We start from the raw sequence: 25,702 nt of genomic DNA, 5'->3' as shown, positions 1-25,702 counted from the left end.
CTTTTTTTATTGCATTAAAATTTAAAAATATAAAAATATAAAAATTTAATTAACCCCCATACTTCCTTCAGTTTCGTTTTCTTCTCTGTATTTACGATCTCTTTCTCTGTTTTTACCTTTACCAAAATTATAAGAAAAACCAAGATAAATTGAGTTATATTCTAAAGTAAATTGCCCAACTTGAGTAAAAGGATTTGTAGTTGTAAAATCTATTTTATAACCATCAAAAATATCTGTACCTCTAATTGTAATAGCTCCATTACCATTAAATACAGTATACCTTGCTGCAACATTTACCAAAAAGTAATCATCAATTTCTGATAAAATATTTTTACTGTTACCTCTGTAAGAAGCAGATAGCGTAAAACGTAACTTTTTAGTTGCTTTTAAGCTATTACTAACTCTAGCCGTAAATAAAGTATTGTTAGCTACTTCTAAACTATTATTTATAAAACCTTGATTATCTTGAAAATATAGATTTGTACTTGGTCTTAATGTCCACCAGTTAAAAGGCCTAAAACGTGATGAGAATTCTATACCATAACTTTCTGCACTTTCATAATTTGTATAAGAAAGTATTTGTCTATCTAAATTTGTAGCATCAATATTAATAATTTTACCAATTACATTACTGGTTTTTCTATAAAATGTACCAAAACTTAAATAACCATTTTTAATTGTTTTTGTATAATTAAGCTCGAAAGAATTAGTGAACTGTGGTACTAAATTTCTATTACCAATAGAAATTGAAAGAGGTGAGTTCCACTCTTGAATAGGTGTAATTTGGTCTATGCCAGGTCTATCAACTCTTCTGCTATAACTTATTTGAAATTGATTTTTTTCTGATGGATTATAGGTTATAAATGCAGATGGATAAATTTTGAAAATTTTATCAGTAATCGGTTCTAAATTTAATTGTTGTGTGTTAGAAAATATTCCATTTAAATTAAATTGTTCCAAACGTAAACCTGTTTGAAAACTGATTTTATTGTATTCTTTTGAAACATTTATATAAGCTGAGTAAATATCTCTATCATAATTTAATTTAGAGTTACCCACAGGTATTGTTGATGAATTTTGTGTAGAATTTATTTCTTGATCTGTATTTATTGCGTTATAAGCTTTTAAAAATCTTGATTCTAAACCGATTTCTAAAAGGCCATTATTAATGGGTTTGGAGTAATCTAAATTGGCTAGAAAAATGGAGTTATTATCAGAAATAAAATTATTGTAATTATATTCTTTATTAGTTGTGTCTAAATTTTCTGAAATTGTATCTTCTTGAGGATCTGTACTTTTTGTGTAATTAACTTCGAATTCTATGTACTCATCATTTTCAGATAAATTTAATTTATAGTCTAAATTGTAGGTGATTTCCTTTGTTTTAAAGATGGATATATTTTCTGAATCAAAAATTAAATTATCATCTAAGTAACTTTTATTATCTACGTAAAAATCGGTATTTGTTAAACTTTGATTTGTGTAAAAGGATAAAGTGTTTTTATCATTTATGTAAAAATCAACACCAATTTTAGCAAAATGATTTGTAGAATTATCTAAAAAATTTAGATCTTGATTTAAATTTTTATCCAATCTGTTAAAGAAAGAGAAGGTTTCGAATTTACCAAAATCGATACCATAGTTTCCATAAAAATTAAATTTATTTACTCTGTAATTAAAATCGAAAGAACCAGAAGGTCTTGTATTTATGCTGTGTTCTGCACCAAAATTTACAGTTCCATTAAAACCAATAACCTTATCCTTTTTAAGGATAATATTAATAATTCCACTCATTCCTTCAGGATTGTATTTTGCTGATGGATTAGTAATTAATTCTACTTTATTTACTGATGAAGAAGGGATTTGTTTTAAAATATCTGATGAAGACAAATTAGAAGGTTTGCCATCTATTAAAACCCGAACATTATTATTACCTCTTAAATTGATACTACCAGATTGATAATCTACATGTACTAAAGGAATGTTATCTAGCATTTGCAAAGAATTAGAACCTGTAGAAGCTAAATCTTTACCTACATTAATAATTATTCGATCTATTTTTTTTTCGAAAGTAGAAGTTTCTGTTTCTATATTAACTTGTTCAAGTTGATTAATTTCTTCTTGTAAAGAAATATTTATAAACGTTAGGTTTGGTGAATCTTTAGATAGAAAAATTCTTTTTTTTAAAGTTTTATATCCCATAAATTGGATATCTACAAAAATTGAATCTAATGGTAAATTGGCTATTTTAAATCTCCCTTTACTGTCTGTAATTCCGCCAGAAATAATTTTAGTGGTTTTATCTTTACATACAATGTTTACATATTGTAAACTTTTTTTTGTTTTAAAATCGATAATATTACCAGAAATAATTCCATCATTTTTTTTTGGGGTACTTTGTGTTTGTGCATAAAATGAATGACAAATGACAACCACAATTAGTGTAAAAACCTTTTTCATATACTTTTTTTAACTTTTTAATAACCTAGCAATTAGAGTTTTTTAAAAAATTTGTTAAAAGTAGTTAAAATTTTCTTAAAAAAAAACCTCAAAATTTGCGATGCAAAAAATGAGGTTTAATTTCAAATAATTATAATTAGAGCTCTATTCTAAAAACCAGCTCCACCCTGTTTAATATTGTCATCTCTTTGTCTACGAGCTTTTGCTTTGTTTTTACCATTACCAAATCTGTAGTTAAAACCTAAGTATGTATTTCTGCTTTCCCACTGAAAACGACCATTTTGTACATAAGGATTTGTAGAATCGAAGGCAAATTTCATTCCTCTAAAAATATCATTTACTCTAAATGTAATATTTCCTTTTCCTTTAAATACAGAATAATTAGCACCTAAATTTATCATCCACATTGGTTTAACATCCCATTGAATGTCTTGGTTTGCGCCTCTGTACATAGAGAATAATTGTAAACGTAAATTTTTAGTAACTGTAAAACTATTGCTTAGTCTAGCATTAAAAACTTCATTTTGTACTTCTATAGTTGTGGCATTTGCATTGCTTAAATCTGTAACTCCAAATTGTTTTTGAGAATAAAAATCTAAACTAGCATTTGCTCTCCACCATTTTGCAATTTTATAATTTGTAGAAAATTCAAAACCAAAAGCATTTGTGTCATCAAAATTTGCGAAAGTTAAAATTTGTCTTATTTCATTAGCATCAGAAGGGTCTTTGTAAGTAACTCTGTTAATAACATCGTTTATACTTCTGTAAAAAGTACCAAAAGTTACAGAACCACCTTTTATTTGTCTTGTATAATTTACCTCGAAAGAATTTGTAAATTGTGGTACTAATTCTGAATTACCTAAAGATGTTATTAAAGGCGTGCTCCATTCTCTTATTGGGTTTACTTGTTGTATACTTGGTCTATCTACTCTTCTGCTATAACTTAATTGAAATTGGTTTTTATCAGAAGGGTTATATGTAAAAAAGGCAGATGGATAAACTGTAAATATTTTATCTGTTACTTTTTCTGTAGCTTGGTTTTCTTGATTAAAAATACCTTCAATTTCGTAATTTTCTAGTCTAGCACCCAATTGCATACTAACTTTTCCAATTTTTTGGGCATAATTAACATATCCAGAAAAAATATCTCTATCATAACTAAAAGAAGAATTATCAAAATCTTGTTGCGTAGTTAAATTGGTATTATCTGTTTTATTTAGTCTGTATTCTAAACCTAATTCTAATTTACCATCTTTAGCAACTGGTTTTGTATAATCTAAATTAATAAGCGTATTTTTTCCTAGATTATTAATATCATTTATATAATCTGGCTGTGTATTTAAATCGAATTTATTTTCTAAAAAGTTAGGGTTATTATTTTCTGAATAAGTAGCTTCAAATTCTATATTATGTCCTTTTTTATCAAAATCGTGCTTAAAATTTATATTGTAAGTTTCATTTTTACTATCCGAAACTGAAGAGTTTGGTGAGTTTTCGTATAAAGAACCATCACTCAAAGTTATTTTTGCACTACCAATTGCATTGCTGTCAAACCAGTTTTGAGTGGTATAAAAAGAGAATGTGTTTTTATCATTTAAATAAACATCTGCACCAAATTTAAGTAAGTGAGATTCGTTTTCGTTTACAAAAATAAAATCTTGATTATTAACTCCAGGTCTATTTACATAACCTTGGTTTAATTGGTCTCCACCATTAAAACCATAATTACCAAAGAAATTTACTTTACCGGTTTTATAATTCATATTTGTTGATGCGTTATAACGTACATAATGACCAGCTTCTACACCAGAATTTATAGAGCCATTAAACCCCATATTTGCATTTTTGTTTAAGATGATATTAATAATACCACTCATACCTTCTGGGTTGTATTTTGCAGATGGATTTGTAATTAATTCCACACTTTTTATAGAAGTAGAAGGTATTTGTTTTAACAATTGAGCTGCAGAAATATTTGTTGGTTTACCATCTACTAATACTCTTACATTTTCATTACCACGTAAACTAATGTTACCTGTTTGGCTATCTACACTTACAGATTGTACATTGTTTAATAGTTCAGAAGCTGTTGCACCAGCAGAAGTTAAATCTTTACCAACGTTAATTACTTTTCTGTCTACCTTTTGTACAACTGTAGAGGTTTCTGCTCTTACAACTACTTCATCTAAAGAAGCATTGTCTTCGTTTAAAGTAATTGTGCCTAATTTAATTTCTTTAGTTTTATTGGTAATTAAAATTTCTTTAGAAAATGTTTTATAACCTATAAATTGTACTTCAATAATACTTTTTCCTTCTGGTATATCTTTAATTTTAAAAAGTCCATTTTCATCTGTAATTCCGCCAGTAATTATTTTTTTAGCCATATCACGAATTACAATATTTACATATGGTAAAGCTTGTTTTGTGTTGTTATCTATAACTTTACCCGAAATTATACCGGGTTTGGGTAGTGTGTTTTTTGCCATTTGTGCAGAAGTATTTGCAGCAATAAAAAGCAATAATATTAATGTTATTTTTTTCATTTGGGTTGATTTATATATTTTGGTTGATGTTTTTTAGACGAACAAAAGTTTATCTTTGTTACTAGATTTATCACCCTTTAACGAATTCTTAACAGTATGAAAAACGAAACTTTAGTCATAGGAGCATCAACAAACCCAAATAGATATTCGAATATTGCTATTAAAAGATTAAGAGGTAAAGATTTAAATGTAAGAGCCTTAGGTTTAAGAAAAGGTGAGGTTTTAGATGTAATTATTGATGATGAAAAACTACCTTATAAAGATATTGATACAGTTACTTTATATTTAAACCCAAATAGACAAGTAGATTATTATAACTACATTATTAGCTTAAAACCAAGAAGAGTAATTTTTAATCCTGGTACAGAAAATATGGAGTTTGTAAAGTTGTTAAAAGAAAATAATATAGAGTCTGAAATTGCTTGTACTTTAGTTTTATTGTCTACAAGCCAATATTAAAAAACAAAAATGGATTGGTTTGTTTAAAGTGTAATAATATATTCTTTTTCAAAATATTGTAATATCTGATAAATCTTTTTTGTTTAACAGTTAAAACCAATCCATTTTGTACTAGTTAATTGCACTGCAAAAATAAAAATAGAAATTATTTATGGCAATACTCATAATGAGTATTTATATTAATTTTGGATTGTTTTTAAAGTAGCTGATTAACTCAAAAGTAGAATCTATATTAATTTTTTTTAAAATATTTCTTCTGTGAGTATTTACAGTATGAATGCTAATATTTAGTTTTTCCGCTATTGCTTCACTAGTGTTTTTTGTAATAATTAAACGTATAATATCTCGTTCTCTATTACTAATAACATCTAACAATTTTGTGCTAGAAATATTCTGATAATATAAAGTTTCATATTCGTTCTTATGATTTAAATATTTTGCAGTAGCACAAATATCCATTTGAGTATCAGAGTCTAATACAGTATAATGTGCCATGCCAATTATTGGTTTATGAGCTTCATCAAACTGAAGTGGAGTTGTATTTTGAATTATATTTATGTAATTACCTTTTGCATTTTTTATTCTGTAGTTCCAAGTATAACTCATTCTTTTACGCTGTTCGTCATTTAACTCAGTCATTGTAAAAGTCATTAAATTTGTTAAACTTTTAATCCAAAGATTAACATCTTCAGGATGAAAAAGAGACCAGAAATAATCCATACCACCATTTATCATTTTTTCGTTAGACAAGCCAGTACAAGATGTAAAGTTTTTACTGATAAATTCAAAATTCTGAGAAACAGTATTGGTAATGCAATAAAAAGTAGAGTTGTAGGGATAAAAATAATCTAATTCAATTAATTTTTTTATGTGTTCTTCAATTTCTACTTTTGGGTAGGTATCAAAGATTTCATTGTAGATTGAATTTATCTTGATAGATTTCATTTTTTTAGATTATTTTAAAAACTTTTCCAGGCTCTGCTAATTTAGTGTTTTTAAAAATTTCTTGGGCTTCATCTTTAAATAAAGTAATGTCTTTGTATCTGCCAGAATAATGGCCTATAATAAGCTCATTTACAGAAGCTTCTTTTGCTATTAATGCAGCTTCTTTGGTTGTAGAGTGTTTTGTTTTTTTTGCTAAATCTGTTTTGTCTGCTAAAAATGTAGTTTCATGATATAATAAATCAGCATTTTTTATAATCGGAATAATATCTGGTTTATAAACAGTATCACTACAAAAAGCAAAACTAAGAGGTTTTTTAGGAGGCAATGTTAGTTCAGAATTAGGTATAGTTTCTCCTGTAGATAAAACAATATCTCTACCTGCTTTAATATTATTATAATCTGCTCTATCTATTTCTTCGTAATGATTTATGTTATCTATATGTAATTTTTTTGGCTTTTCTTTTTCTGTAAAAAGATAGCCATTTGTATAAACACGATGTTTTAAAGGTATTGTTCTTACAGAAACTTTATCATCTTCAAAAATAAGTTCACTTTTTTTAGATGTTAGTTCGTGAAAAATAATTGGATATTTTGCATGAGATTGTGAAATTTTTAACTGCAAAAGAGTTACTTCTTTAATCCCTTTAGGGCCAAAAATATGCAATTCTTTTTCTCTGCTTAAAATACCATAAGTAGATAATAAACCTACTAAACCATAAAAATGATCTCCATGTAAATGAGATATAAAGATGTGGTTAATTTTAGTAAAACCAACTTTATATTTGCGCATTTGACGCTGAGTACCCTCACCACAATCTATTAAAAAATGTCTGTTATTAATCTCTAAATATTGAGCTGTAGGAAAAGCATTAGCTCTGGGAGTTGCAGAATGACACCCTAAAATAGTAAGGTTTATACTCATTGAATAACAAAACGTTTAGATGTAATCTGTTTTTTATCTTGCAGTGTATAAATGTAAATACCTTTAGATAAGTTGCCTTTGTAAAAAGGAACTGAATTTCTTCCTTTTATTGTATTTAATTTTTTAGAGTACACCGTTTTTCCTAAAACATTTTTAACTGTGAAAGTAGCTTGCGAACTGTAAGAGGAATTAAATATAATTTTTGTTGAGTTTGTAAACGGATTTGGAACTGCTGATAGTTTATTAATTGTTTTTTCTTGCGAAAATGCAAGGCAAGAAATACATAAAAATAACGTAAAAAGTAATTTTTTCTTCATAAGTAGGGGGAATTAAAAACCTAATTCTCTTTCCATAGCTTCCATTTCTAAAATGTCTACTGCTTCAATTAAAGTAGGCGCAATATTAAAATTATCTCGAAAATCATCAATATTTATGTTACTTTTTACAATAACAAAAGATGTTTTATTTTCCTTTTTTTGTTCTATTATATCCAAAAATAGTGAAAATTCTTCGTTTTTAATGTAAAGATTGTTAGAAATTTGTAATATTAAATGGTCTTTTTTGTATAAAGATACTTTTTCTGAAAAAGATTCAAAGAAGCTAGAAAACGAATTTTCATCCGTAGAAATAAGTGTGTATTTTTCTTTTTTTTCTATTTTCATATTCTAATATTTTAAGGTTCAACTTTATCTTTTAATCTGTTGAGCCAATAAATAAATAACTGCCATTCTTACTGCAACACCATTTTCTACTTGGTTTAATATTATAGATTGATCAGAATCTGCAACATCACTAGTAATTTCTACACCTCTGTTTATTGGTCCTGGATGCATTATTACAATTTTCTTGCCAAGATTGTCTAAAATCTGATTATTTATGCCAAATAATTGTGTGTATTCTCTAGTTGATGGAAAATATTTAATATCCATTCTTTCATGTTGTACTCGTAAAACATTGGCAACATCACACCATTCTAAAGCTTTTTTAAGATTGGTTTCTACTTCTACACCTAAACTAGAAATGTATTTAGGTATTAAGGTTGTAGGGCCACAAACTTTAACTTGAGCTCCTTGTAATTGTAGTGCAAATATGTTAGATAATGCAACTCTAGAGTGTAAAATGTCTCCTACTATTACAATTTTTTTACCTTTTACAGAACCTAATTTTTCTCTAATAGAGTAAGAATCTAATAAAGCTTGTGTTGGGTGTTCATGAGTTCCATCTCCTGCATTTATAATTTTAGCATCTACATGTTTTGATAAAAAAACACCTGCTCCAACATTTCCATGACGCATAACAACAATATCTACCTTCATAGATAAAATGTTGTTTACTGTATCTATTAAAGTTTCTCCTTTTTTAACTGAAGATTGCCCAGCAGAAAAATTAATAACATCTGCAGAAAGTCTTTTTTCTGCTAATTCAAAAGAAAGTTTTGTTCTCGTACTATTTTCGAAAAATAAATTGGCAATAGTAATGTCTCTTAAAGAAGGTACTTTTTTAATAGGTCTGTTAATTACTTCTTTAAAATGATCTGCAGTTTTAAATATTAAATCAATATCATTTGGGTTTAGGTATTTTATACCTAATAAATGTTCTACACTTAATTTATCCATATTATGCTTGCTCAATATAAACTGCGTCTTTTTTATTGTTTTCGTTCCAAGAAACCAATACCTTTTCTTCATTTATAGCATCTACTTGCCTGCCTCTATAATTTGGCTGAATAGGTAAATGTCTGCTAAATCTTCTATCAATTAAAACCAGTAGTTCAATGTTTTTTGGTCTACCATAAGATTGTAAAGCAGTTAAAGCTGCTCTAACACTTCTACCAGAATACAAAACATCATCTATAATTACTACTTTTTTATCTTCTATTAAAAAGTTAATTTTGGTTGATGTTGCAGCTAAAGGTTCATCTCTTCTTCTAAAATCGTCTCTATAAAAAGTAATGTCTAAAAGCCCTAATTGTAAGTCTTTAATTTTATATTCAGTTTTTAATAAATTGGCTAATCTATTGGCTAAATAAGAACCTCTTGGTTGTAAACCAATTAAAACTGTATTAGAAAAATCGTTATGGTTTTCAATTAATTGGCAAGCCAATCTATGAAGTATGATTTCAATATCTTTTGAGTTAAGTAAGGTTTTTTTGCTCATAAGAAAGCTATCAAATTTAAGTTGATAGTTATTGAAAATCAAAATTAATGTAAATAAATGTATGTGCAAAAATTTATAGAAACTAATTGTAAATTAAGATTTGTTAATTAAATTGTTGAAAACAAAAACTATTTTATAAAAAGTGCTTACAGAGTTGTATTATTTTTAATGTGTATAATTCAAATACGATAGCAATGTCTTTAACAAAATTTGAATCCATGCTTAAAACCAATGCAATTTATTTCTTTGATTTGGTTGAGTTTGAGGAAATTATAATCCATTATTTAGATGCAGGTAAGCATAAATTGGCTAAAAAAGCGGTTCAGTTAGGTTTAGAACAACACCCTGAATCTATTGATTTAAAATTTTTAAGAGTTGAATTGTATATTTTTGAAAATGAATTAGATAAAGCATCTTCTTTGTTAAAAAAAATTGAATTAATAGAGCCTAATAACGACGAGCTTTTTATACAAAAGGCAACTATAAAATCTAAATTAGGTAATCATAAAGATGCTATCATCAACCTAGAAAAAGCACTCACTTTTACAGAAGATAAAGTTGATGTTTGGTCTTTAATGGGTATGGAGTATTTGTATTTAGATGATTTTGAAAATGCACGTTTAAGCTTTACAAAATGTATAGATGTAGATTATGAAGATTATTCTGCGCTTTATAATATTGTGTATTGTTTTGATATGGAAAAAGAGCATGAACAAGCCATAAAATATTTAAATAATTATATTGATATAAATCCATATTGTGAAGTTGCTTGGCATCAATTAGGAAGGCAATATTTTATGTTAGATAATTTTAAAGAAGCATTAACTGCTTTTGATTATGCTGTAATAATTGATGAACATTTTATTGGTGGTTATTTAGAAAAAGCCAAAACTTTAGAAGAATTAAAAGACTATGAAAAAGCAATAGAAAATTATTTAATTACTTTAGAATTAGATGATCCAACAGCATTTGCATATGTTAGAATAGGTGAATGTTACGAGAAATTAAATAAATACGAAGAGGCAGTTTCTTTTTATAAAAAAGCAGTGCATGAAGATCCGTTATTAGATAGAGCTTGGATTTTATTAACCAACTTGTTTTTTAATCAAGAAAATTATGAAAAAGCATCTTATTATATCTCTAAAGCTATAAAAATTGATGAAAATAATTCTGTGTATTGGAGGCGATATTCTGAAATTAAAATAAAACTAAATTTTTATGAAGAAGCTGTTACAGGTTATGAAAACTGTTTAGAATTAAATGATAATGCTTTAGTAATATACATAGCTTTAAGTGATGTTTTATCATTTTTAGGTGAATTTGATAAAGCTGTTAATTTACTTAATAAAGCTCAGAAGACTTACAAAGATTTTGCAGAAGTAGAATATAGGTTAGCAGGTTTATTTTTTATTTTAGATAAAGAGAAATACGGCTTTAATCATTTAATTTCTGCTATGAAAGTAGATTATGAATATCATTCAATTTTAAACGAACTATTTCCAACAGTTTATGATGATAAAAAAGTGCAAAAATTGTTAACCAATTATAAAAAGGCTTTAGAATAATTTTTTTTAATGCTATACAATCTACTAAAAAAAGTATCCAATAATCTGTGAAAATTTATAATTCAGTTTCAGAAATTATTTGTAATAATTGTTATTTTTTCTTCGGATACCAATTCAACTGAATAACTTCTATATTTTTGTCTTTTTCATTTACTATTTCTTTAAACTTTGCAACATCACTTAAACCATCTGTACCTCTATAATGATAAGGGTAAACTTTGGTTGGTTTAAAAGCTAAAACAGCATCTGCAGCACTTTCAACATTCATCGTGTAAGGTAAATTCATACAGACAAAGGCCTTGTTTATATTCTTTAAATTTCTCATTTCTGGTATATCTTCAGTATCACCAGAAAAATAAATACGTTCATCTGCAATAGTTAAAACATATCCATTTCCTCTTCCTTTACTATGGAATTTTAAAGCTTCTTTTCTTAAATTATACATTGGTATTGCTTCTACTTTAAAGTTGTCGAAGTTTTTTGTTTCACCATTATTAATGGTAATAACTTCTTTAACTTTTAATTCTGATATTTTTTGAGCTACAACTTCTGGAGCTATAATTGTTGTAGAAGTTAAGTCTAAAGAATTTAAAGTTTTTAAATTTAAATGATCTCCATGAATGTCTGTAATTAGTAGATAATCTGCTTTTTTAAAATTAGAAAATGCATCAGTAGTACCTGTTGGATCTAAATAAATAGTAGTTTTATCAAATTCAATAACAGCAGTTGCATGACTTACAGGTGTTATCTTTGTTTCAGAAACTATAATCTCTTCTTTTTTAGATTCTGTAATTTTTTTGTTTTGCTCACTTTTACAAGATAAAAGCGTTAAAAATAGAATTGTAAGCGTAAAAAAGTGTTTTCTCATCATAAAAAAATAAAGGTTCTTTCAAATATAAGAATAATCAAAAAAGTTGTGGTAAAGATTTCTTTAAAATCTATTATCTTCGTTTTTTAAAATCCTAACTGAAAATGAATAGAACTATTAAAGATTACATTATAATTAGTTTAAAAGGAATGGCAATGGGTGCTGCAGATGTTGTGCCTGGTGTATCTGGAGGTACAATAGCTTTTATTTCTGGAATTTACGAAGAATTACTGGGTTCTATTAGTAATGTGAATTTAGACTTATTCAAAACTTTAAAGAAAGAAGGTTTTAAAGAAGCTTGGAAACAATTAAATGGTAATTTTTTATTGGCACTTTTTATTGGAATTTTTATTAGTATAATATCTTTAGCAAAAGCCATAAAATATTTATTAGAAAACGAGCCAATTTTATTGTGGTCTTTTTTTTTCGGTTTGGTTTTGGCAAGTATTATTTACATTGCCAAACAAATTTCTAAATGGAATTTTGTTTCTGTAATAGCATTAATTTTAGGAGCATTTTTGGCTTATTATATAACTACCTTAAACCCTATGGTTTCTGAGAGTTCATCATCTTTATACATTTTGTTTGCTGGTGCTATTGCTATTTGTGCTATGATTTTGCCAGGTATTTCTGGTTCTTTTATTTTAGTTCTTTTAGGTGCGTATAAACCAGTTTTAGATGCTGTGAATGATAGAGATTTTAAAACAATACTTGTTTTTATGGTAGGTGCTGTAGTAGGTTTATTATCTTTTTCTAAAGTATTAAAATGGTTATTTGCCAATTATAAAAACTACACTTTGGCAGCCTTAACTGGTTTTATTATTGGTTCTTTAAATAAAATTTGGCCTTGGAAAGAAACTTTAACTTGGCGTACAAATTCACATGGAATTAAAGTTCCATTTAATCAACAAAGTATTTCTCCTTTTTCTTTTGATGGTGATGCTCAATTATTACCTGCAGTTATTTTAGCTATTTTTGGTTTTGCTTTAATTTTAATTATGGAAAAACTAGCGGTTAAAAAGCATTAAATGCAAAAAGAAAGAACATTTAAACAAAAGCTTAATTTGTTTTTAAAGGGGTTAGCAATGGGTGCAGCCAATAAAGTGCCTGGTGTTTCTGGAGGTACAGTTTCTTTTGTTTTGGGTTATTATGAAGAGTTAATTTATTCTTTTCAAAGAATAAATTTAACGTCTTTTAAATTGTTAGTTAGTGGTAAATTCAAAAGTTTTTATCAATATATAAATGCTCAGTTTCTATTACTAATAATGGGAGGTAGTATTTTTAGCTATTTTAGTGTTTCTTTAATTTTAGATTACTTTTTACAACGTTACGAATTGTATGTCTGGAGCTGGTTTTTTGGAATGATAATAGGCTCAATTTTTTATATTGGCAAAGGTTTTGGAGATTGGAGTAAAAAGAATTTTGTTTATATAATATTTGGAGTAACATTAGGTTTAGCCATTAGTTTTTTAACCCCTGCAAAAGAAAACGATAATCTTTGGTTTGTTTTTATTTGTGGTATAATAGGTGTTTCTGGCATGACGCTTCCTGGGCTTTCAGGCTCATTTATCTTAATTTTAATGGGTAATTATGTGTTGCTTTTAGTAGATTCTGTAAATGTTTTATTAAATGTTATAACTAATGTTCTAACAGGTAATTTTCAAGTATTTTCAGATCCTGTTAAAATAAAGTATTTAAAAATTATAGCCGTTTTTACAGGTGGTTCTGCATTTGGTTTGGTATCTATTTCTCATGTTTTAGGTTATGTTTTAAAACGATGGAACAAAATGGTAAATGCAATAATTATTGGGTTTATTACTGGTTCTTTAGGTATTGTTTGGCCTTGGAAAGTAACAATTTATGCAAAAGAAGATGGTGTTTTTTTAGTAGATAAAGAGGGGCACAAAATAATAGAAAATTATGAACGTTTTTTACCAGAAGGTTTAAGCTTAGAAACAGTTTTAGCTGTATTTTTTATTTTTGTAGGTATAGGATTAATTTTAGCAATAGATTATTATGAAAGAAGAAGAAAAAATAGATAAATTATTTGGGTTGTTAGGTAAAAATATATCTTACTCATTTTCTAGAGGATATTTTACAGAGAAATTTAAAGAATTAGATTTAAAAGCTAATAAATATGTAAACTTCGATTTACAAGATATAACAAAATTCCCATCTATTATTGATGAAAATAATAATTTAAAAGGTATAAATGTAACCATACCTTACAAAGAAGATGTAATTCCGTTTTTAAGTAAATTAGATAAAACAGCAGAAGAAATTGGTGCTGTAAACACTATAAAATTTACAAAAAGAGGCGATTTAAAAGGTTATAATTCTGATGTTGTTGGTTTTGAGAACTCAATTTTACCACTTTTAAAAAAAGGACATAAAAGAGCCTTAATTTTAGGTACAGGTGGTGCATCAAAAGCCATTGCTTACGCTTTTAAAAGAAATGATATTAAATTTAAATTTGTATCAAGAAAACCAAAGGGTAAAAAGCAAATTTCTTACGATGATTTAACCCAAGAAGTTATTGAAAAATATACAATAATTGTTAATTCTACGCCTGTTGGTACATCACCAGATATAGATAAATGCCCAAACATTCCTTATCAATTTATAACAAAAGAACATATACTTTACGATTTAATATACAACCCTGCAGTGAGTACTTTTTTATCAAAAGGAAAAGAAAATGGAGCAACTATTAAAAATGGACTAGAAATGTTAAAGCTTCAAGCAGAAGAATCTTGGAGAATTTGGAATGAATAATAATTTTAAATTATACTTATCAATATAACTTGCAATTAAAGTAAGTTGTCAGTACTTTTGATAATAATATAACAGTATTGTTATACTGATCTTTAAACATTGTAGATATGTTAGAAAATAATGATGAAAACGTTGAAAAAAACGATTTAAAACCAGAAGAAGTTACTAAAACTGTAGAAAGCACTCAAGACAAAACTGAGGCTATTATTAGCGAGGTTGATACAGATACTACAGAAGCTGTTAAATTAGTAGAAGATTCTGTTGCAGAAAGTGCGGAAAAAGAAGAGTCTAAAGAAGATGAAACGCCAGAAGTAGATTATTCAACCCAAACTTTAGAAGAGTTAGCAGCTAGTCTAAAAACGGTTTTAAATAATAGCTCTGTTCAGAAAATTAAAAACCAAGTAGAAGCTATTAAAAGTGCTTTTAACCAGCAATTTGGTGCTTTACTTGCAGAAAAAAAAGCAACTTTTTTAGCAGAAGGTGGTAATTCAATAGATTTTCAATTTTCTAGCCCTGTAAAATCTGAATACAACAGCTTACTATCTGAATATAAGAATAAGAGAGATGCGTATTATAAAAATTTAGATAAAGAGTTAAATTTAAATTTAGAAAAACGTGTAGAAGCTATTGAAAGTTTAAAAAGTTTAATTGAAGAAGCAGATGCTTCTACAATGTATAAAAACTTTAAAGAAATTCAAGAAACTTGGCAAACTATTGGTCCTGTACCAAAATCACACTACAATGATACATGGAAAATTTACCATCATCATGTAGAACGTTTTTATGATTTATTGCATTTAAATAATGATTTAAGAGATTTAGATTTTAGACATAATTTAGAAGAAAAATTAAAAATTATAAAGCAAGCAGAAGCATTAGCAGAAGAAAAAGATATAAATTATGCTTCTAAAGAACTGCAAGATTTACACAAAAAATGGAAAGAAGATGTAGGGCCAGTTGCTAAAGAAATGCGAGAAGAAGTTTGGCATAAATTTAGTGCTGCAACTAAAAAAATACACGATAGGAGACACGATTATTTTAGAGAAATGCGCTCTAAACATCAAGAGATTATCGAAAAAAAATTAGAAGTTATTGCTTTAATAGAAGCTTATGATACTTCTAATAATAAAACACATAACGATTGGCAAAAAAGTATTACTGAGTTCGAAAAAATAAGACAACAGTATTTTACTGTAGGTAAATTACCTTACAATAAAAGTGAAGATGTTTGGCAAAAATTTAAAGCAGCTACTAAAAAATTTAATAGTGCTAAAAATGTATTTTACAAGCAAGAAAAAAACGAACAGCAAGAAAATTTAAAGAAAAAGATAGCTTTAATAGAATTTGCAGAATCTTTAAAAGATAGCGATGATTGGGAAATGGCTACAAATGCCATGAAAAAAGTACAATCTGATTGGAAAAAAATAGGTCACGTACCTCGTAAATTTTCTGATGATATCTGGAAACGCTTTAAAGCTGCATGTAATCATTATTTTGATAGGTTTCATGAAGAAAAAAATGCTGCAAGTAAAGAAGATCAAGCTACTGTTGTTGCTAAAAAAGAATTTTTAGATACTTTAAAAGAAACTGAAGAAGTTACCAAAGAATCTGTTTTAGAAGCAATTACAACTTGGAGAAGTTTAGGAAGATTACCAAGAAATGCACGTCATTTAGAAGGTAAATTTAATAAACAAATAGATAAATTATTAGCTAGTTTATCTATGGATAAATCAGAAGTAGAAATGCTTAAGTTTACTACTTTAGTTGATGGTTATTTGGCAGAAGAAGATTTTAGAAAGTTAGATTCTGAGCAATTATTTGTTAGAAAAAAGATTGATGAGTCTGTTAGAGAAATTCAGCAATTAGAAAACAATTTAGGCTTTTTCTCTAATGCTAAAGCAGATAACCCTTTAGTTATTAATGTTAGAAATCAAATTGATGGTTTTAAAGAACAACAAGCTATCTGGAAACAGAAATTAAGTTATCTAAAAAAGTTAGATTATTAATACATATTATTCTGATAAATAAAAAACTCGAAGCGAAGCTTCGAGTTTTTTTATACTTTATATTTTAAAAAAGAATTAAGAGAATAACTTATCCATTTTTTCTTTTTCTTCTTCAGCTAAAGCTGCATCAACTAAAATACGACCACTGTGCTCGTCTATAGTAATTTTCTTTCTATTAGCAATCTCTAATTGTATTTGTGGTGGAATTGTAAAATAAGAACCTCCAGAAGCTCCACGTTCTATGGCAACAACAGCTAAACCATTTTTTACTTTGGTTCTAATTCTGTTATAAGCTGCATATAAATGGGTATCTAAAGACTCACCAAATTCTTGAGACTTTTTAATTAAAAGCTCTTCTTCTTTTTGAGTTTCTTGTAAAATAGCATCTAATTCAGATTTTTTATGACCTAAATGTTTCTCTTGTCTCTCTAGTTTTTCTTTGGTAGCATCAATTACTTCGTTTTTCTGAGCAATTTTAGCTTTATATTCATTAATTCTTTTTTCAGCTAATTGAATCTCTAAATCTTGATATTCAATTTCTTTAGATAAAGAATCAAACTCTCTATTATTTCGTACTTTTTTCTGTTGTTCGTCGTACTTTTTCATTAATGATTTAGATTCATCAATAGCTAACTTTTTGTTATTTATATCTGTTTCTAAACTAGTAACGTCTTTGTTTAAGTTCGCAATACGAGTATTTAACCCAGCAACTTCATCTTCTAAATCTTCAACCTCTAAAGGTAATTCACCTCTAACATTTCTAATTTCGTCAATTCTAGAGTCTATTAATTGTAAGTCATATAAAGCTCTTAATTTTGCTTCAACCGAAATTTCTTTCTTCTTTGCCATGTTTATATATAATATATAGGATTTGTACTTTTTTCTGATAAAATGATTGCAAAATTACTAAATTTTTTCGTAAGATAGTCAACCAAAAGGTTTTTTGTAAACTGTTCGCTTTCATAATGCCCAATATCTGCTAAAAGAATACAATTTTCTGCTTTAAAAAACTCGTGATATTTAAAATCGGCACTTACGTAAGCGTCAGCTCCAGCTTTTTTTGCATCAGAAATTGCAAAACTTCCAGAGCCACCTAAAACCGCTACTTTTTTTATTTTTTTGTTGATAAAAGCAGAATGCCTAACACAATCTGTTTTCATAGTAGATTTAAGATATTTTAGGAAGTTTTTTTCATCCATTTCAGTGTTTAGTTCTCCAATCATTCCCATTCCAATATTTTGATGTACATTTTCTGTGGTTATAATTTCATAAGCAACTTCTTCATAAGGATGATTTTCTTGCAAAGCTTTTAAAATAGATTTTTCATTTTTACTTTCAAAAATTACAGATATTTTGGTTTCAGGTTCTGTATGTAATTTTCCTTTTTCTCCTAAAACAGGATTAGAATTTTCATTTCCTCTAAAAGTTCCATCACCAGAAACGTTAAAAGAACAATTGTCATAATTACCAATATTTCCAGCACCAGCATCAAAAAGAACAGTTCTTAAATTGTTAGCGTTTTTATTGGGTACATAAGTAGTTAATTTTTTAATAATACCTTTTTTAGGAATTAAAACCTTGGTATTTGTTAAGCCTAAAACTTCGCACATTTTTGCAGAAACCCCGTTTTTAGAATTGTCTAAAGCTGTGTGAGTTGCATAAATAGCAATATTATTTTGTATGGCTTTTAAAACAACACGTTCTACATAAGAATTACCATTCAGTTTTTTTAATCCGCTAAAAATTATAGGATGAAAGCTAACAATTAAATTACATTTTTTTGCAATAGCTTCATCTACTGTTTCCTCTAAAGTATCTAACGCAACAAGTACTCCTGTAACTTTTGTACTGTAATTACCAATTAATAAACCAACATTATCAAAACTTTCTGCATAGTTTAAAGGCGCAAGTTTTTCGATGTAATTTGTGATGTCTTTTATTATCATAAAACAAAATTAATTCTAAATTCAAAGTTACTATTTTCAATTCATCAATCCATAAAAATGACTTATTTTCGTATTAATGAAATTTCTTAGATTTTTATTATTTCCATTTGCAATTATTTATGATGCTATAACAACTATCAGAAATTTATTTTTTGATGTTGGTTTTTTTAAACAAACTTCTTTTAAAACTCCTATTATAGTAGTTGGTAATTTAAGTGTTGGTGGTACAGGTAAAACACCTCAAATTGAATATTTAATAAGACTATTAAAAGGTGCTTTTAAAGTATCTGTTTTAAGTAGAGGTTACAAACGTAAAACTAATGGTTATGTTTTGTTAAATGATAATCATACAGCTTTAGATGTTGGTGATGAGCCTTTGCAATACTATAAAAAGTTTAAAGATATTGATGTTGCAGTTGATGCAAATAGGGTAGAAGGAGCTCAAAATTTGGTTCAACAAAAATCGCCAGAAGTTATTTTGTTAGATGATGCTTATCAGCATAGAAAGATAAAAGGAAGTTTTTATATTTTACTAACTAAATTTAATGATTTATTTACAGATGATTTTTTGTTACCTACAGGAAATTTGAGAGAAAGTAGGAGTGGAGCAAAAAGAGCAGATGTAATTATTGTAACGAAATGCCCTAAAAATTTAAATTTTAGTGAACAAGAATCAATTAAAAAGAAGTTAAATAAATATCATAAAGAAGTCTTCTTTACTACAATTTCTTATGGTGAAATAAAATCGAAACAAAGTTTAATATCTGTTGATGATTTAAAAGAGTATCAAGTTTTGTTGATCACTGGTATTGCTAATCCAAATCCGCTTTTACATTATTTAGATGATAATAAAATTAATTATATTCATTTAAAATATGCAGATCATCATCATTTTTCATCCGAAGAAATTAGAGAAATAAATATTAAGTTTGATGCGTTAACATCTAACAAAAAAATAATTTTGACCACCGAAAAAGATTATATTCGATTATCAGAAGAATTGAAAAACCTATATTATATTGAAATTGAAACTCGTTTTTTAGGCAATCAAAAAGAAGGTTTTAATCAAAAAATAATTGACCATATACAATAAAACCGATGTTAAAAACATCGGTTTCTTTTTTTGAATTTTTGTTAGTAGTATTCTTAAAAAGATTACTTAACAATTATATGACACAATAATATTTAGCAAGTCACTGTTTATATTTTAATAATGGTATTATTTTTGATATTTTTGAAGAAACGAAATATAATATGAATAAGTTAATAGGATTATTTATTGTTGGTTTGTTAACGATACAAAGTAGCTTTTCTCAAGAAATAGCGGTTAATGCAATAGAAGTTAATGAATTTAGTAAAGAAAACCTAAATTGGATGCCTACTTTTAAAGAAGCTTTAAAAAAAGCTAAAAAGGAAAGAAAGGTAGTTTTAATTTATTTTACAGGTTCAGACTGGTGTGGGCCTTGTAAAATTTTAGATAAAGATTTATTTAGTACTGAAAAATTTAAAAATTTATCTGATAAAGAATTGGTACTTTTAGAAGTAGATATACCTAGAAGAAGAGATTTGGTTGCACCTGCTAAAATGAAAGAGAATTTATATTTACAGAAAAAATATAAAGTTAAATCTTTTCCGAATTTAATGATGGTTAATTTTAGAGGAAAAAAATTAGCAGAAAAAAAAGGATATGTAATGACAGAGTATTATTATCCCTATTTCCAATCTGTAATAAGAAAGTATTAGAAACAAAAAAACGAAGCAAATTGCTTCGTTTTTCGTTTTATATGGGGTATAAGAACTTCTTATTGTTGATTAATTACTCTAAAAGTAGTTCTTCTGTTTTCTGCATGTTCAGATTCAGAACAAGCAACACCATTAGAACATCTGTTTAATAATTTAGATTCTCCAAAACCATTACCAGTTAATTGGCTAGAGTTAATTCCTTTAGAAATTAAGTAAGCTCTAACAGCTTTTGCTCTTCTATCTGATAAGTTTTGATTGTTAGCTTCTGTTCCTCTTGAATCTGTGTGAGATTCTAATGCAATAGCAACACCATCTTGTAAAATTGGTAATAACCTAGAGTCTATAATTCTTTTTGCAGCAGGCGTTAAAGTAGCACTGTTTAAGTTCCAGTTAATTGGTAATGGAGTATTGTCTACTAATTCACACTCAACTTCTTTCCAAGATGTTAAACCACCTTTATTTACTAAAACTTCTTTTTGTACACTCTTAAATTCTGCAGGTACAGTAATTTCTTCTTGCCATGCATCTTTAACTAAAACTGTTTTATTTACAGTACCATAAACAGCAGGTATTGTAACTGTTCTAGTAGTTTCTTTCTGTACAATAACTCTTCTGTTATAAGATTTTTCGAAACCAGCTACTTTAGTAGTTTCTGTTTTTGCATCTGCAGATAATTTTGTTAAGGGTATAGTAACATAAGTTGCAGGTACTGGTTTATAACACCAATATCTACAATCATTTGGGTCACTAGATTCACAACCAGGTTTTCTACCACTCATTTGCCAGCTTGCAGATGTTGCTTTAGTTTCTATTGTTTTAGAATCTTGAGCAAAAATTGCATTTATTACATTTAATTTGTTTGCATCTTCTTTTGCAGTGTAAGTAATTGCTTTAGTTTCCCAAACTGCAGGTACAATTTCTAATTTTTCGGTAGCTTCTTTAATTAATACTTTTTCAGTTACAGTTTTATATTGTGCTGGGTGTGTAACTATTTTTTTGTATGCAGGAGATACTTCTACAGTAACTTGTTCGTTTTTCCAAACTTCTGGAGTTTTACACATTACATAACATTTACCTGGTTCTGGGTTTTGTGGCAATGTTAATACTTGCGAAAATGCACTAGCTGTTAAAAGAAAAAATGCGCTGCTAAATAAAATTTTTTTCATGATTTAAACTGATTTTGTTTTTGTTAGTAAAATTTTTAATTTGTTACTAGTTTGACACAAAACTATTAGAAAGTCACAAAAAAAATAAAATAATTTTAAGAAATATTTAACAGGTGTAAATAACAAAAAAAACGAAGCAAATTTGCTTCGTTTTTTTTAAAATATGAATGTGTAAAATCTCTTAATTTTGATTTACCACTCTAAAAGTTGTTCTTCTATTTACAGCATGTTCGTTTTCTGAACATACAACACCATCAGAACATTTGTTTAATAATCTAGATTCTCCAAAACCTTTAGCATATAATTGGCTTAAGTTAATACCTTTAGAGATTAAATAATCTGTAACTGCTTTTGCTCTTCTATCAGATAATTCTTGATTATCTCTTTTAGTACCTCTCATGTCTGTATGAGATTCAATAAATACAGCCATACCATCATTTAAAATAGGTAGTAATCTAGCATCTATAATTTGTTTTGCACCATCATTTAAAACAGAACTAGAAAAATCCCAATTAATTGGTAAAGGTGTGTTATCTACTAATTGACAGTCTACAGCTTTCCAAGAAGTTAAACCTCCTTTTTTAACTAAAATTTCTTTAGTAATAGATCTGTATACAGCAGGTACAACTACTTCTTCTTTTCTTGCATCACTAACTAAAACTGTTTTTTCTATAGTTTTATATACTGGTTCAGTTTTTACAATAGAGGTAGTTGGTGGTTTAACCATTACTTTTCTTTCATAAGTTTTTTTAACACCAGGAAGTGGAATTTGTACAACAGTAGCATCACTTTGTAATTTTTCTACTGGCATAGTTCTAAATTCAGCAGGTAAAGGCTTATAACACCAATATCTACAGTCATCTGGATTGTCTGAAGTACAGTTAGGTAATTTTTCGCTCATTTGCCAGCTAGCAGATGCCGCTTTAATTTCTACAGTTTCAAAACCTTGAACAAAAACTGCTTTTTGAGCCTCTAATTTAGATGCATCTTCTTTCTCAAAATAAGTAACTTCTTGAGAACCCCAAACAGCTGGTACAATTAAAATTTCTTGACCTGCTTCTTTAATTAAAACTTTTTCTTGAATTGTTTTATACTCTGCTGGATAAGTGATTATTTTTTTATATTCTGGTGCAACTGCAACTCTTACAGTTTCATTTTTCCAAATATCTGGAGTTTTACAACGAACATAACATTTTCCTGGCTCAGGGTTTTCTGGTAAATCTTGACCATAAGCCAAAACACCTACCATTAACAAAAGGATACTAAGTAATTTTTTTTTCATGATTTTTAACATTAATAAATACTTCGAATTAAGTGATTAACATTAAGTCAAATGTACTAAAAACATTTAAAAATTGGCATTAAAACAAGAAATTATATCTTATTGTAGTATAAACTTTTTATAATTCCGTCTGAAAGACCAATTTTTGGGACGTATATTTTACTTGCTCCACTCCATTTCATAGCAGAAAGATAAATTTTTGTTGCTGGAATTATAACATCAGCTCTATCTGGATTTAAGCTTAATTCAGAAACTCTTTCTTGATAACTCATTTTTTTTAAAAACTGATATTGAGCATTTAAATAGATAAAAGAAATTGGTTTACCTTCTGTTCTGCCAGACATTTTAAAGAGTTTATTAATGTTACCTCCAGAACCTATTAATGATATGTTTTTTAAATCTTTTGTATTTTTTTTAATCCATTTTTCTACATCCGCAAAAATGGCTTTGTTTACAGATTTTTTATTGTTTAATAAACGTACTGTACCCATTTTAAAAGATTTAGAAACTGTAATTTCTCCTCCAGAAAAAATAGTAAACTCTGTACTTCCTCCACCAACATCAACATATAAATAAGAGCTATCTCCACTAATAAGTTGGCTTAAATCTGTAGATGATATAATTGCAGCTTCTTCTTTACCTCCAATAATATCAATTTGAACTCCAGTTTCTTTTAAAATTTGTGCTACAATGTTAGTTCCATTTTGTGCTTCTCTCATTGCAGATGTTGCACAAGCTTTATACTTTTCTACATTATGAACTTTCATAAGAAGCTTAAATGCTTCCATAGCATCTATCATTCTAGTAATATTCTCATCACTAATTTTACCTTTTACAAAAGCGTCTGCACCTAAACGAATTGGTACACGTACTAAAGATGATTTTTTAAATTGAGTGTCTTTACCATCTTTAATAATTATATTAGAAACTAGTAGTCTTATTGCATTTGAACCAATATCTATGGCTCCATATTTTTTTATTTCTAACAAGTTTAATTTATTTAAGATTTTTAGGAAATTCTAACATAAATGTTTTTCCTTTTTTGATGTTTTTCCAGTGTTTTTCTTCAAATTTAATTCCAATTATTCCACAAGTAGTTACATGTGCAATCGGTTTATTACCAAATTTATTTACAAAGGTATTAATACCATGATCATGACTAAAAATAATAGCAGAGTTAAAGGCATCATCTAAAGCACATACTGTTTTTACTAAATAACCGTCACTAAAGCTATATAATTGTCTGTTTATTTGCAGGTTAGCTAAAGGGTATCCCATGTTTTCACAAAATATTATTGATGTATGCAAGGCTCTATTTGCACTACTAGACACAAAAACATCTGGTCTTTCAATATTTTTTGCTAAATGCTTAGACATTAAATGCGAATCTTTAATTCCTCGTTTTTTTAGAGGTCTATCTATATCATCAATTCCTGAATATTCCCAAGAAGATTTTGCATGACGAACTATATAAAGTGTTTTCATTTAATTTGGTTAATGAATTGTAAATATAAAAATTAAGGTGCTAATCGTTCTAATTTCCAAGAAAAATCTTTTTGTAAAGAATATCTAAGTCTATCATGCATTCTGTTGGGTCTACCTTGCCAAAACTCTATAGAAACTGGTTTTACTAAATATCCTCCCCAATGTTCTGGTCTTAAAATTTCTTTATCTTTAAAGTTTCTTTCGAACATTTTTAGGTTTTTATCTAGTTCATCTCTAGAAGATACAACCGTACTTTGGTTAGATGCCCAAGCACCTAATTTACTACCATCTGGTCTAGATTCAAAATAACCATCAGATAAATTTTCGGCTAATCTTTCTGCTTTTCCTTTTACAATTATTTGTTGTTCTAAACCTGCCCAAAAAAAAGATAAACAAATATTATTATTTCTTTCTATTGCTTTTCCTTTTTCTGATGTATAGTTTGTGTAAAAAATAAATCCTTCCCAAGTAATTTTTTTTAATAAAACAACTCTGTTTTTAGGATAACCATCTAAACCAATTGTAGAAATATTCATAGCATTGGTTTCATCTACACTTTCTGAATCATCTGCATTTTTAAACCAAGTTTTAAATAATTCCATTGGGTTTTCAGGACAATTACTTTCTAATAACTCTTGCTTTTCGTATGATTTTCTATAACTACTTAAATCTTTAGACATTTTCTTTTTGTTATTGATACAAAAATACGAATGTTAATTGAATCGATTACTAGTTTATAAAATGAAAAAGATTAAAACATCTATTAGTTTTTATTTTTTAAAAATTATAGTCTATAAGAAAATTTCATAAATATAATAATGATGTTTCATTTTCTGGAAATTTTAAACAAAAAAAAGAGAGCTGATAAATCAGCTCTCCTGGAGTCAATAGTTCCAAATTAATACCCCTAAAAATTATTCAAACTATTGATTTTCTTTATAAATTTTTATTGAATCTATCTAAAAATAATTTTAGATGTTCCGTAATCAGTTTCTGGAGATGTTACTTGTAATAACATAACTCCTGTTTTAACTTTAAAGTTATAATCTAATTCATTTTTACCAGCATTTAACTGAGTTTTACCTTTGTAAATCACTTTACCAGTTACATCAGATAAAGTTACAGTTGCTTCTGTATCAGTTTCACTGAATAATAATAAGTTTACATTTCCTTTTGATGGGTTAGGGTATGCCATAAACTCATTTTCAAAAGTCTCGATTTTTTCGATAACTTGATCTTCTACAGCAATCTTAGTAAACTTTACATCAGAAATTTCTAAATCTAACTCAGTTGTGTTTGCTTCAACAGGTAAAAAAGTAAAGGTTAACATTGTTAAATCTTCTGCAGTTAACTTTTCTTGAGATGCACTAGATGTAAATA

Annotated in this window: 25 protein-coding genes; 8 read left to right on the top strand and 17 right to left on the bottom strand. The window is 27.4% G+C overall.

Translation table 11 applies throughout. The features are described 5' to 3' along the window. Positions 1-45: 45 nt before the first annotated feature. Entirely contained in the window at positions 46-2,460 is a 2,415-nt protein-coding gene (locus ACJJVK_RS00200) for a TonB-dependent receptor domain-containing protein (protein WP_405562141.1), read from the bottom strand. Positions 2,461-2,609: 149 nt separating this feature from the next. Continuing rightward, positions 2,610-5,003, bottom strand: a complete 2,394-nt coding sequence (locus ACJJVK_RS00195; protein ID WP_405562139.1) for an outer membrane beta-barrel protein — start codon at positions 5,001-5,003, stop codon at positions 2,610-2,612. A gap of 96 nt (positions 5,004-5,099) precedes the next feature. On the opposite strand from ACJJVK_RS00195, the gene ACJJVK_RS00190 reads away from it, so the two are divergent. Further along, positions 5,100-5,462 carry a CoA-binding protein gene (locus ACJJVK_RS00190; RefSeq protein ID WP_405562138.1) on the top strand — a complete coding sequence of 121 codons (363 nt, stop codon included), beginning with the start codon at positions 5,100-5,102 and terminating at the stop codon, positions 5,460-5,462. Positions 5,463-5,636: 174 nt separating this feature from the next. Here ACJJVK_RS00190 and ACJJVK_RS00185 read toward each other — a convergent pair whose 3' ends face one another. From ACJJVK_RS00185 to pyrR, 6 genes are read right to left on the bottom strand one after another with little or no spacing between them, the layout of a single operon-like run. Next, complete coding sequence (locus tag ACJJVK_RS00185; RefSeq protein WP_405562136.1) at positions 5,637-6,407, bottom strand: response regulator transcription factor; 771 nt, start codon at positions 6,405-6,407, stop codon at positions 5,637-5,639. Between the two features lie 4 nt (positions 6,408-6,411). Beyond that, a complete protein-coding gene (locus tag ACJJVK_RS00180; RefSeq protein ID WP_405562135.1) occupies positions 6,412-7,329 on the bottom strand; it encodes a ribonuclease Z in 918 nt (305 codons plus the stop codon). Further along, entirely contained in the window at positions 7,326-7,646 is a 321-nt protein-coding gene (locus ACJJVK_RS00175) for a T9SS type A sorting domain-containing protein (RefSeq protein WP_215995984.1), read from the bottom strand. The genes ACJJVK_RS00180 and ACJJVK_RS00175 overlap by 4 nt, the downstream gene beginning before the upstream one ends. A gap of 12 nt (positions 7,647-7,658) precedes the next feature. Continuing rightward, a complete protein-coding gene (locus tag ACJJVK_RS00170; RefSeq protein WP_405562134.1) occupies positions 7,659-7,991 on the bottom strand; it encodes a hypothetical protein in 333 nt (110 codons plus the stop codon). A gap of 24 nt (positions 7,992-8,015) precedes the next feature. Further along, positions 8,016-8,945 (bottom strand): aspartate carbamoyltransferase catalytic subunit, encoded by a 930-nt coding sequence (locus ACJJVK_RS00165; RefSeq protein ID WP_215995986.1) that lies wholly within the window; start codon positions 8,943-8,945, stop codon positions 8,016-8,018. Between the two features lies 1 nt (position 8,946). Beyond that, positions 8,947-9,486 (bottom strand): bifunctional pyr operon transcriptional regulator/uracil phosphoribosyltransferase PyrR, encoded by a 540-nt coding sequence (gene pyrR / locus ACJJVK_RS00160; RefSeq protein WP_215995987.1) that lies wholly within the window; start codon positions 9,484-9,486, stop codon positions 8,947-8,949. Positions 9,487-9,680: 194 nt separating this feature from the next. On the opposite strand from pyrR, the gene ACJJVK_RS00155 reads away from it, so the two are divergent. Then, entirely contained in the window at positions 9,681-11,051 is a 1,371-nt protein-coding gene (locus ACJJVK_RS00155; RefSeq protein ID WP_405562133.1) for a tetratricopeptide repeat protein, read from the top strand. A gap of 91 nt (positions 11,052-11,142) precedes the next feature. On the opposite strand, the gene ACJJVK_RS00150 is transcribed toward ACJJVK_RS00155, so the two are convergent. Further along, complete coding sequence (locus ACJJVK_RS00150; RefSeq protein ID WP_405562131.1) at positions 11,143-11,922, bottom strand: MBL fold metallo-hydrolase; 780 nt, start codon at positions 11,920-11,922, stop codon at positions 11,143-11,145. Between the two features lie 101 nt (positions 11,923-12,023). Here ACJJVK_RS00150 and ACJJVK_RS00145 point away from each other — a divergent pair, with 101 nt between their 5' ends. From ACJJVK_RS00145 to ACJJVK_RS00130, 4 genes are all read left to right on the top strand, one after another. Then, on the top strand, positions 12,024-12,947 hold the full coding sequence (locus ACJJVK_RS00145; RefSeq protein WP_405562129.1) for a DUF368 domain-containing protein: 924 nt from the start codon (positions 12,024-12,026) through the stop codon (positions 12,945-12,947). Beyond that, positions 12,948-13,961 (top strand): DUF368 domain-containing protein, encoded by a 1,014-nt coding sequence (locus ACJJVK_RS00140; RefSeq protein WP_405562128.1) that lies wholly within the window; start codon positions 12,948-12,950, stop codon positions 13,959-13,961. It begins immediately after the preceding gene. Next, on the top strand, positions 13,936-14,694 hold the full coding sequence (locus ACJJVK_RS00135; protein ID WP_405562127.1) for a shikimate dehydrogenase family protein: 759 nt from the start codon (positions 13,936-13,938) through the stop codon (positions 14,692-14,694). Before ACJJVK_RS00140 ends, ACJJVK_RS00135 begins: the two co-directional genes overlap by 26 nt. A 107-nt stretch (positions 14,695-14,801) precedes the next feature. After that, positions 14,802-16,700, top strand: a complete 1,899-nt coding sequence (locus tag ACJJVK_RS00130) for a DUF349 domain-containing protein (RefSeq protein WP_405562126.1) — start codon at positions 14,802-14,804, stop codon at positions 16,698-16,700. A 75-nt stretch (positions 16,701-16,775) separates the two neighbouring features. Here the strand turns inward: ACJJVK_RS00130 and ACJJVK_RS00125 are convergent, their stop codons facing one another. After that, positions 16,776-17,549: a zinc ribbon domain-containing protein gene (locus tag ACJJVK_RS00125; RefSeq protein WP_405562124.1), complete on the bottom strand. Its 774-nt coding sequence runs from the start codon at positions 17,547-17,549 to the stop codon at positions 16,776-16,778. A gap of 2 nt (positions 17,550-17,551) precedes the next feature. Then, entirely contained in the window at positions 17,552-18,646 is a 1,095-nt protein-coding gene (locus ACJJVK_RS00120; RefSeq protein ID WP_405562123.1) for a Nif3-like dinuclear metal center hexameric protein, read from the bottom strand. 76 nt (positions 18,647-18,722) lie between these two features. Here ACJJVK_RS00120 and lpxK point away from each other — a divergent pair, with 76 nt between their 5' ends. Further along, positions 18,723-19,739 carry a tetraacyldisaccharide 4'-kinase gene (gene lpxK, locus ACJJVK_RS00115; RefSeq protein WP_405562121.1) on the top strand — a complete coding sequence of 339 codons (1,017 nt, stop codon included), beginning with the start codon at positions 18,723-18,725 and terminating at the stop codon, positions 19,737-19,739. A gap of 161 nt (positions 19,740-19,900) precedes the next feature. Next, entirely contained in the window at positions 19,901-20,389 is a 489-nt protein-coding gene (locus tag ACJJVK_RS00110; RefSeq protein WP_405562120.1) for a thioredoxin family protein, read from the top strand. A gap of 59 nt (positions 20,390-20,448) precedes the next feature. Here ACJJVK_RS00110 and ACJJVK_RS00105 read toward each other — a convergent pair whose 3' ends face one another. From ACJJVK_RS00105 to ACJJVK_RS00080, 6 genes are all read right to left on the bottom strand, one after another. Beyond that, positions 20,449-21,555, bottom strand: a complete 1,107-nt coding sequence (locus ACJJVK_RS00105; protein WP_215995997.1) for an OmpA family protein — start codon at positions 21,553-21,555, stop codon at positions 20,449-20,451. A gap of 181 nt (positions 21,556-21,736) precedes the next feature. Then, positions 21,737-22,837, bottom strand: a complete 1,101-nt coding sequence (locus tag ACJJVK_RS00100) for an OmpA family protein (protein ID WP_215995998.1) — start codon at positions 22,835-22,837, stop codon at positions 21,737-21,739. 92 nt (positions 22,838-22,929) lie between these two features. Beyond that, positions 22,930-23,826, bottom strand: a complete 897-nt coding sequence (locus ACJJVK_RS00095) for a Ppx/GppA phosphatase family protein (protein ID WP_405562118.1) — start codon at positions 23,824-23,826, stop codon at positions 22,930-22,932. Between the two features lie 7 nt (positions 23,827-23,833). Beyond that, positions 23,834-24,322, bottom strand: a complete 489-nt coding sequence (locus tag ACJJVK_RS00090; RefSeq protein ID WP_405562116.1) for a SixA phosphatase family protein — start codon at positions 24,320-24,322, stop codon at positions 23,834-23,836. Between the two features lie 32 nt (positions 24,323-24,354). Beyond that, entirely contained in the window at positions 24,355-25,002 is a 648-nt protein-coding gene (gene pdxH, locus ACJJVK_RS00085) for a pyridoxamine 5'-phosphate oxidase (protein WP_405562114.1), read from the bottom strand. A 275-nt stretch (positions 25,003-25,277) separates the two neighbouring features. Continuing rightward, on the bottom strand, positions 25,278-25,702 hold a 425-nt coding region (locus ACJJVK_RS00080), incomplete at its 5' end, for a T9SS type A sorting domain-containing protein (protein ID WP_405562112.1).

This window comes from Polaribacter sp. Asnod6-C07 (assembly GCF_045063625.1).
Lineage (GTDB): Bacteria > Bacteroidota > Bacteroidia > Flavobacteriales > Flavobacteriaceae > Polaribacter > Polaribacter vadi_A.
Note: the sequence above shows the minus strand (reverse complement) of the source record. Positions and strands in the feature narration are given on the sequence as shown.